General features: G+C 56.6%; 6 protein-coding genes. 2 read left to right on the forward strand and 4 right to left on the reverse strand.

What is annotated here, in order from left to right:
• Positions 1-95: 95 nt before the first annotated feature.
• Positions 96-3602, reverse strand: coding sequence for a DNA-directed RNA polymerase subunit beta (gene rpoB / locus CIK76_RS04040; protein ID WP_096283782.1), 3507 nt, complete (start codon positions 3600-3602; stop codon positions 96-98).
• A 748-nt stretch (positions 3603-4350) separates the two neighbouring features.
• Here rpoB and CIK76_RS04045 point away from each other — a divergent pair.
• Together CIK76_RS04045 and CIK76_RS04050 are read left to right on the forward strand one after the other, a co-directional pair.
• Positions 4351-5796: an amino acid permease gene (locus CIK76_RS04045; RefSeq protein ID WP_096283704.1), complete on the forward strand. Its 1446-nt coding sequence runs from the start codon at positions 4351-4353 to the stop codon at positions 5794-5796.
• Positions 5797-6047: 251 nt separating this feature from the next.
• Positions 6048-6545 (forward strand): YbaK/EbsC family protein, encoded by a 498-nt coding sequence (locus CIK76_RS04050; protein ID WP_096283706.1) that lies wholly within the window; start codon positions 6048-6050, stop codon positions 6543-6545.
• On the opposite strand, the gene CIK76_RS04055 is transcribed toward CIK76_RS04050, so the two are convergent.
• The 3 genes from CIK76_RS04055 to rplJ all read right to left on the reverse strand — a co-directional run bounded on the left by CIK76_RS04055 (position 6499) and on the right by rplJ (position 8801).
• The gene (locus CIK76_RS04055) at positions 6499-7671 is read right to left on the reverse strand and encodes an acyltransferase (RefSeq protein WP_096283708.1); all 1173 of its coding nucleotides are present in this window, start codon (positions 7669-7671) and stop codon (positions 6499-6501) included. The two genes, CIK76_RS04050 and CIK76_RS04055, sit on opposite strands and share 47 nt — an antisense overlap.
• 162 nt (positions 7672-7833) lie before the next feature.
• Entirely contained in the window at positions 7834-8208 is a 375-nt protein-coding gene (gene rplL, locus CIK76_RS04060) for a 50S ribosomal protein L7/L12 (protein ID WP_096283710.1), read from the reverse strand.
• A 71-nt stretch (positions 8209-8279) separates the two neighbouring features.
• A complete protein-coding gene (gene rplJ, locus CIK76_RS04065) occupies positions 8280-8801 on the reverse strand; it encodes a 50S ribosomal protein L10 (RefSeq protein ID WP_096283712.1) in 522 nt (173 codons plus the stop codon).
• Positions 8802-9525 lie beyond the last annotated feature (724 nt).

Raw genomic sequence — 9525 nt, forward strand, 5'->3', positions numbered from 1 at the left:
CTCTTCTTTGGTGTCTGAAGTCGATACGAATAAGTAAGTCTTGGTGAGCCGCTACGCTCGCTGGGCCCGCGGGCCGCTCAAGGCAGCGGTGGAACCTAGACCTCCTCTACGGAGTTTGGCTCCGACCGGGAAAGGTCGATGCCCAGCTCTTCCGCTGCACGGAACGATTCCTCGTCCGATTCACGCATTTCGATAGTGTTGCCGTCGGTACCAAGTACCTCAACGTTCAAGCACAACGACTGCATTTCCTTGATGAGCACCTTGAACGACTCTGGAACACCTGGCTCCGGAACGTTCTCGCCCTTGACGATGGCTTCGTAGACCTTCACACGACCGTGGATATCATCCGACTTGATGGTCAGAAGTTCCTGCAGGGTGTAAGCGGCGCCGTAAGCTTCCAGGGCCCAAACTTCCATCTCACCGAAGCGCTGGCCACCGAACTGGGCCTTACCACCAAGTGGCTGCTGGGTAATCATGGAGTATGGACCGGTGGAACGTGCGTGGATCTTGTCGTCCACCAGGTGGTGGAGCTTCAAGATGTACATGTAGCCAACGGATACCGGATCCGGGAATGGCTCGCCGGAACGACCGTCGAACAGGCGGGTCTTACCGGTGTTGCCGATCAGACGCTCACCGTCACGAGTGACGTTCGTCGAATCCAGGATTCCGCGGATTTCCTCTTCCGAGGCACCGTCGAAGACCGGGGTGGACACGGTGGTCGGACCGGACTGGCGAGGCAGGTTCGGCAGGTTTCGCACCCAAGCCGGCTCGTTCTCGATATTCCAGCCCTGCTTGGCAGCCCAACCCAGGTGGATTTCCATAACCTGGCCGACGTTCATTCGACCTGGCACACCCAGTGGGTTCAACACGACGTCAACCGCGGTTCCGTCCTCGAGGAAAGGCATATCCTCAAGTGGCAGAATCTTGGAGATAACGCCCTTGTTGCCGTGGCGGCCGGCAAGCTTGTCACCGTTGGTGATCTTGCGCTTCTGTGCCACGTACACGCGGACCAGCTGGTTCACGCCTGGGGACAGGTCATCATCGTTGTCGCGATCGAAGATGCGCACGCCGATGACGGTACCGGACTCGCCGTGCGGCACCTTCAGCGAGGTATCGCGCACTTCGCGGGACTTCTCACCGAAGATCGCGCGCAGCAGGCGCTCTTCCGGGGTCAGCTCGGTCTCGCCCTTAGGAGTGACACGGCCAACCAGGACGTCGCCTGCTTCAACCTCGGCGCCGATGTACACGATGCCGCGGTCATCAAGCTGGGAGAGGATGTCCTCGGAGACGTTCGGGATATCGCGGGTGATTTCCTCGGCACCAAGCTTGGTGTCGCGGGCATCGACTTCGTGCTCTTCGATGTGAATCGAGGTGAGCACGTCCTCGAAGATCATGCGCTGCGAAAGGATGATCGCATCCTCGAAGTTGTGCCCTTCCCATGACATGAATGCCACGAGCAGGTTCTTACCCAGGGATAGCTCGCCCTTGTCGGTCGAAGGACCGTCGGCGATGATCGACTGGAATTCCAGGCGATCGCCCTCGGTGACCAGTACGCGCTGGTTGTACGCGTTGCCCTGGTTCGAGCGTGCGAACTTCATGATCGGGTACATCGACTCGGTGCCGTCATCGTTCATGACAACAACCAGGTCTGCGGAAACCTCGGTGACAACACCTGGCTTCAGTGCGACCACGGAATCGCCGGCGTCAATTGCGGCGTACTTCTCCATGCCGGTACCAACCAGTGGCGACTCGGAAGCCAACAGCGGCACAGCCTGGCGCTGCATGTTGGCGCCCATCAGTGCGCGGTTCGCGTCATCGTGCTCGAGGAATGGAATCAGCGCGGTGGCAACCGACACCATCTGGCGCGGCGAAACGTCCATGAAGGTCACTTCGCTCGGCTCAACGATGACGGGCTCGCCGCCACCGCCCTTTTCACGGACCAACACGGCGTCTTCTTCGAAGCGGCCGTCTTCACCCAGCGGAGCGTTGGCCTGTGCGATGAAGTGCTGCAGCTCGTCATCTGCGGTCAGGTACTCGACCTCGTTGGAGACGACGCCGTCCACTACCTTGCGGTAAGGGGTTTCGATGAAGCCGAAGGAGTTGATCCGGCCGTAGGTAGCCAACGAACCGATCAGGCCAATGTTCGGGCCTTCGGGAGTTTCAATTGGGCACATACGTCCGTAGTGGGACGGGTGAACGTCGCGAACTTCCATGCCTGCGCGGTCACGGGACAGACCGCCTGGGCCCAGTGCCGACAAGCGGCGCTTGTGGGTCAGGCCGGCTAGCGGGTTGTTCTGGTCCATGAACTGCGAGAGCTGCGAAGTACCGAAGAACTCCTTGATGGCAGCTACCACCGGGCGGATGTTGATCAGCGTCTGCGGGGTGATCGCTTCGACGTCCTGGGTGGTCATGCGCTCGCGCACAACACGCTCCATACGCGAAAGACCGGTGCGGATCTGGTTCTCGATCAGCTCGCCCACGGCGCGGATACGACGGTTGCCGAAGTGGTCGATGTCGTCCACGTTAACCGATACGTCGATGATCTCGCCCTTGCGGGTGCCGGAGATGGTCTTCTCGCCTGCGTGCAATGCAACGAGGTAGCGGATCATGGCGACAATGTCGTCTACCGACAGCACCGCAGGGCTCTCGGCGTCAACCGGAGTCTCGACACCCAGCTTGCGGTTGATCTTGTAACGACCAACCTTGGCCAGGTCGTAGCGCTTTGGCTCGAAGTACATGTTGCGCAGCAGACCCTGTGCGGCATCAACCGTTGGCGGCTCGCCCGGACGCAGCTTGCGGTAGATATCCAGCAATGCTTCGTTCTGGTCCTTGATGTTGTCCTTTTCCAAGGTGGCACGCATCGAGTCGTACTGACCGAACTCGGACAGGATCTTCTCTTCGCTCCAGCCAAGGGCCTTGAGCAACACGGTGACCGACTGCTTGCGCTTACGGTCCAGGCGCACACCGATCTGGTCGCGCTTGTCGATTTCCAGCTCGAACCAGGCGCCGCGCGAAGGAATGATTCGCGAGGAGTAGATGGTCTTGTCACTGGTCTTGTCCGGAGCGGACTCAAAGTACGCACCAGGGGAACGGACCAGCTGCGACACAACAACACGCTCGGTGCCGTTGATGACGAAGGTGCCCTTGTCGGACATCAGCGGGAAATCGCCCATGAAGACGGTCTGCTGCTTGATTTCGCCGGTTTCATTGTTCATGAACTCGGCCTTGACATACAGCGGTGCCGCGTAAGTGGCGTCGCGATCCTTGCACTCAGCGATGGAGTACTTTGGGTCAGCGAATTCCGGATCGGAGAAGCTCAAGGACATGGTGTCCTGGAAGTCTTCGATCGGGGAAATCTCCTCGAAGATTTCAGCCAAGCCCGAGGTGTCTGGCACGCTGGTGTCACCAGCGGCTTCGGCCTTGGCTAGACGAGCCTTCCAGAGTTCATTGCCGATGAGGCGGTCAAAGCTCTCAGTCTGCAATGCCAGCAGGTTAGGCACTTCAAGGGGTTCGTGAATCTTTGCAAAAGAAAGTCGGCCAGCGTATGCAGCATCGCGAGCCGAACTAGCGGTTTGGTTGTTAGGGTTGCTCGAGGCGACCAAGATGGATCCTTCCAAAGACCGTCAGGTTTCCGAACGCCAACCGTGCTAAGGTGCCTGTCATAGGACAAGACCTCGTGTGACGACGCGAACCCACCGCTATATGAAGGCCGCGCGCAAACAGGTATGGCGCAAATTTCTACTCTACCGGAGTATTTTAAGCTTGTCGATATCCGCCGGAGAGATTCGTGCTATAGTTTCTTGCCGCCTTTTTAGGTCGCCGGAAATTTCTCGAAATTCGCAAGCGCACGCCTGCCCCGGCGACGACCTCGGCCAAACCCAGTTCCTCCAACGCCTAAGCGTTTTCCCACGTGAACTGGCAAATAATCACCCACCTCAGGGTTTCGAAGCGCGACCACTCAGAAATCACTCGCTTTCCCGCGGGCTTCGCCCCGCCTTGCTGTGTTGTTACTCACAATGCCCACTCGGCATCTGATTTAGCCACTCTCGCGGCCCATGCGCTTCGCCTGCGAATCTCTTTTAATTATCCGGAAGACCGCTCCCCCGCTCTTGCGCGTCCATGGAGACTATGTTCTCGGTATCGACTTGCGTCGCAATTCGGGCCTGACGCACTCTTTCGGCAACGACAAACGCTTAACCTGGTGTCGTCTGAAATTCCGGACTGCTGATCAAAAAAGTCCCTACTGCCAACCCTGTGATCACGATTACATAGACAGGTAGCTCGACGGGGACGCCCAGGAATCCGATATTCCAGCTCCCGCTCGAATCCCCTAGTTTTCCAAGGAGAGCAGTGAGAACCAGTCAACCAGCCCAGAGCCTCAAACGAGGCTTGAGTACTCGGCATATACGATTCATTGCGCTAGGATCAGCCATTGGAACGGGACTGTTCTATGGCTCGGCAGGAGCCATACAAATGGCTGGCCCAGCTGTACTGCTCGCCTATCTTGTTGGTGGCGCCGTGGTCTTCATGGTCATGCGTGCGCTGGGCGAGATGGCGGTTCGAAATCCGGTCTCAGGCTCCTTCGGCAGCTATGCATCTACGTATGTCGGACGTTTTGCCGGCTTCGCCACCGGATGGACCTACACCTTCGAAATGTTCGTCGTGGCCTTGGCGGATGTGACAGCCTTTGGCGTGTATATGGGCTTCTGGTTCCCCAACGTTGAACGCTGGATCTGGATCCTCGCGGTGGTCTTCTTCATTGCTGCGGTGAATCTGCTCTCGGTCAAGGTTTTTGGCGAGCTGGAATTCTGGTTTTCGCTGATCAAGGTGGTCGCGATCATCGCGATGATCGCCGGCGGAGTCTTGGTCATCCTCTTCGGGCTCGGCAATCAAAGCGAAGACGCCGCCGGAATCTCAAATCTCTTCGCACACGACGGATTCATGCCGCAGGGCATCTGGGGCGTACTGATGTCCTTCACCATTGTGATGTTCGCTTTCGGTGGCACCGAGGTTATTGGCATTACCGCCGGAGAAGCGCAGAATCCACGAAAGGTCATCCCGCAGGCGGTCAATTCGGTGCCCGTACGCATTCTGCTGTTTTACGTGCTGACCCTGGGCGTCATCATGAGCATCCAGCCTTGGAATACGATCAATGGGGAGGAAAGCCCCTTCGTCTCGATTTTCTCAAGCATCGGGCTCTCCTCAGCGGCTCACGTTTTGAACTTCGTTGTGATTACCGCGGCCTTGTCGGCAATTAACGCGGATATATTCGGCGCCGGTCGCATGATCCACGGGATGGCGCGGCTTGGACAGGCACCGCAAGTATTTACCAAGACCACCGCCAACGGGGTCCCCTGGGTGACGTCGATGTCAATGATCGGTGCGTTGCTGATCGGCGTTCTGCTCAACATTTGGTTCAAGGACCAGATATTCTTCTTGATTGCAGCCCTCGCCACCTTCGCGACGGTCGTGGTTTGGTTAATGATCCTGATCTCGCATATCGCGATGAAGCGCAAAATCATGCGCGACAATCTTGCACCCTCGGCTTTCCCGGTGCCGTTGTGGCCGTTGGGAAGCTACGTTGCCGTAGCGTTCATGGTCTTCGTGATCATCATGATTGGTATCGTTCCGCAGACTCGCAGCGCTTTGCTCACAGGCGTCGCGTGGATAGCCCTCTTGGCAATTTGCTATTGGTTCTTCGTGCGAGGCAAAGCCGTACCGGCCGGCGGCACCGATGACTATGACGGTAATCAAAAGCAGGGCGATCCGTTGGAAACGCAGGACGTGCATAGCTAATCGAAATTTTCACGAGGCCAAAACAGCGAGCAGCGGGACTCCCGCCGCTCGCTGTTTTGGCTAGTACCCATCGTTTATGCGCCCCATGTCTCCAAATCGTGATGAATATGAGCTAGCCTCGGGGAAAGGATAAAGCTCTTCGAGAAGAAAGCGGTAGGGTTACACGACCAGATTCTGGCACTGAACGCCGCGGTTACCGCTCGAACTCTAACCCGCCAGAGAACAGCAATGAACAATCAGGAGTGAAGAACATGAATCAGTCAAAGGTCAATGAAGCTCTCACCCGTGTCAGCCTCGATGCTTCGCGCCGGGATATCTCGATTGAAATAGTGCCGCGTGAAGCTGCTTCCTCGCTGGAAGAAGCCGCTAAATTGCTGGGCGTCATTCCCGCGCATCTGCTCAAAACGCTAGTCATCAAGCGTTCCGACGACACGTATTTATTTGCGCTGATCCCAGGTGGTCGCAAATTGAGCTGGCCAAAGCTGCGGGCCGAGGTTGGAGTCAACAAGCTTTCCCTGCCAGAGGCGGATATAGCTTATGACGTTACCCGTTATGTGCACGGCACCATCACTCCGTTTGGTTCGCACACGGTTTTGCCGCTCTACATTGATTCCAGTGTCTTCCAAGAACCTGTTCCGGAAGTCATCGCGTTGGGCTGCGGTGAACCCGAGCACGGCTTGCTCGTTCATCCGCGCGATTTGGTTACCGGCTTTGATGCCACGATTGCTGATATTTCCGTTCCCGACTAGCAGCTATGGCCTCTGGTAGCGGAAGCTTCTTGGCCCAACCGTTGAGTGCGGTGAGCGACTTGATTGATTCATTGCGCAGCCAAAGGCCCACGGGCTTCTCCACGAAGCGAGCCACGAGGTAGGCCACGATCAGCATGAGACTTATAGTCAAGACGAGCAGCACATATTTGTTCACGCTGGCGCTCAGCGAGTCAATGATCCACCAGCCCCAGAGCTGGTGGAACAGATACAGAGGGTAGGTCAGCGATCCTGCCACGACTAGCCAACGAGCCTGAACGTACTTCAATGGAGTGAGTACGCAGAGCGCCAGCAACGCCACACACAGCACCGCCAGTACCGAGAAATGCCAGGACGGCACGGTCAAGCCGGAAAGGAAGTCGCTGTCGAAGCTCCCCTTGAGGCCCGTGAAGTAGGCAGATACTACGGTGTTGAAAGCCACTAGGGCCCAGCGTCCGAGGGTATGGCCGTTCTGATAGATCAGGAACAAGACCATGCCCGCGGCAAACTGAGCCGCGTACTGACCGGCAAACCAATCTTGCATCTTAGGCATCTCCGCCACATGCAAGAGGATTCCCAGAGCCGGCCAGATGAACGCCAGCCACATGATGTTTTTGGTCTTCACCAGTCCCAATACCAGCAGCAATCCGAGAAGGACGTAGAAACGGAATTCCACCCACAGCGTCCAGTAAACGCCGTCGAGATCCCGGACCCCCATACCCTGCTGGACCATGGTGAGGTTCGGGACGATATCCCCGCCGCTGCGTCCGTCCTTCTCGGCCGGCCAGATTTTAAAGGTCAGAATCGCCGCCGCGATCACTGCCAGCCAATAAGCCGGATACAGCCGGCCAAGTCTTGATCCGATGAAGTGGATTATGCTTTTCCCCTGAACGGACATCAGGATCACGAATCCAGAGATCAGGAAGAAAAGTTGTACGCCGATCGAGCCGTACCGAGTGAACTCCGACAACACCGGCCACGCATCTGGCGCTTTGACGCCCCAGTGGCTATGCCCCCAGGTGGTGTAGTGGTAGAGCACGACGATCAGGGCGGCACTAATACGCAGCCCGTCTAGCAAGCCTAGCCGTGCACCCGTCTTCTTGGATTCCTGCGTTTCAGTTTTTGACACATATTCACTGTAAACAATGAACTTGAATAAACCCTGTTAATAGAAACGTTATAAACTTATAAAGTTGTGGCACGAGATTTTGCCCCGTTAACGACCAAAGGGCCCATGGACACGAAGTCCATGAACCCTTTGGTAATAAGTTGCGAGTGACCGCTGAACTTACTACTTAACCGAGACGGTTGCGCCGGCAGCTTCGAGAGCTTCCTTTGCCTTCTCGGCAGCGTCCTTTGCGGCACCTTCAAGAACAGCCTTTGGAGCAGCGTCAACGAGCTCCTTGGCTTCCTTCAGGCCGAGGGAAGTCAAACCACGGACTTCCTTGATAACTGCAATCTTCTTGTCGCCAGCCGACTCGAGGATAACGTCGAATTCGGTCTGCTCTTCAGCTGCGGCTTCGCCACCGGCTGCTGGGCCTGCAACTGCAACAGCAGCTGCGGAAACCTCGAAGGTCTCCTCGAATTCCTTCACGAACTCGGAGAGCTCGATGATGGTCATTTCCTTGAATGCTGAAAGCAGCTCTTCAGTGCTGAGCTTCGCCATGGTCGGCGTCCTTTCGATTTTGGCCCTGGGGCCTATGAATTGGGTTTACGATGCGAGAGAGTCGCGAAAGCTTAGGCTTCTGCCGGAGCTTCCTCGGCAGCAGCGCCGCCGTCCTCTTCTAGCTTCAGACGCAAAGCGTCCACCACGCGTACAGCTGCGGCGGCCGGAGCCTGCAGTACTGCAGCAACGCGAGTGAGCTGAGTTTCGCGGGATTCCAAAGCTGCCAAAGCAGCGATGCCAGCATGATCAAGGGCCTTGCCCTCGAAGAAGCCGGACTTGACGACAAGCTTCTCGTTAGCCTTGGCAAATTCCGTGAGGCTCTTTGCGGCAGCAACTGCGTCACCCTTAATGAAGGCGATTGCAGTCGGACCGGAAAGCTGACCATCGAATGCATCGATGCCAACTTCCTTCGCTGCGATAGCGGTCAAGGTGTTCTTCACAACCGTGTACTTGGTCTCCTGACCAAGTGAGCGGCGAAGTTCCTTGAGCTGTGCAACGGTAAGCCCACGGTATTCAGTCAAGACAGCCGCAGTTGATTCCTTGAAGTCTGCAGTGATTTCTTCAATCGCTACAGTCTTGGTAGGCGTTGCCATAACACTCCTTCCGGGGATTTGTTCGGTACCGTTTCATAACCGGCGGAGCCCATAAAAAAGGCCCCGCGCAGGAGCACAGGGCATTTCAACTAATTCAAGTCAAAATAAATCTATGAAACCTGCGTTGGCCGCTCTTTCGAGCTCTTAGGAGTTTGTGCAAGCACGCACTCGGCCGACGGTCTTCGGTATCTCTAGTCTAAACGGCCACCGCAGCATCTTCCAAATCCAATGGCGCCACGGCGCGCATGATTCGAATCACTAGGTGGCCGTTAAAGTGACAAGGCCTGAAGCCAGCACTTGGGGGACGCTGGCAACAGGCTACTTGTCGACACAAAAGTTTTGGGGAAACTTCCGCATCCAGCTTCTACATGGTCTTGGGGGGCCCATGTAGAAACCGCCGATCAAGTCGGTGATTTAAGCCTATCACTACTCATTGCGGCAACGGAACAGATCACAGGTAGATAACGGCTGCAGTTCAGAGAATTCACATCTTTGGCGTCCAGAAGCTTTCGCCAGATGATTATCCTCTAGTCAGCACCGGTTTCGCTAGCAGTCTGGTTGCAAAGCAGCAGAACGAACCGTGAGCGATTTACGCTACCGCCACCACCGTTGCAGCTAGCCAGGCGCGGACGTCGAACAAGCTTTTGACTAGGCCTGCAGACGATTGGTTAGCCTGTGCCAGGTAATCGAGGAGTGGGAAAACAAAAACCGCGGGACAGACCAG

Origin of the sequence: Glutamicibacter sp. BW80 (assembly GCF_002332385.1) — a bacterium.
GTDB lineage: Bacteria > Actinomycetota > Actinomycetes > Actinomycetales > Micrococcaceae > Glutamicibacter.

What these genes read in the sequence shown, in the direction of transcription:
- CIK76_RS04050 (WP_096283706.1), top strand. Translation starts at nt 6,048, where the DNA reads ATGAATCAGTCAAAGGTCAATGAAGCTCTCACCCGTGTCAGCCTCGAT.
- rplL (WP_096283710.1), bottom strand. Translation starts at nt 8,208, where the DNA reads ATGGCGAAGCTCAGCACTGAAGAGCTGCTTTCAGCATTCAAGGAAATG.
- rplJ (WP_096283712.1), bottom strand. Translation starts at nt 8,801, where the DNA reads ATGGCAACGCCTACCAAGACTGTAGCGATTGAAGAAATCACTGCAGAC.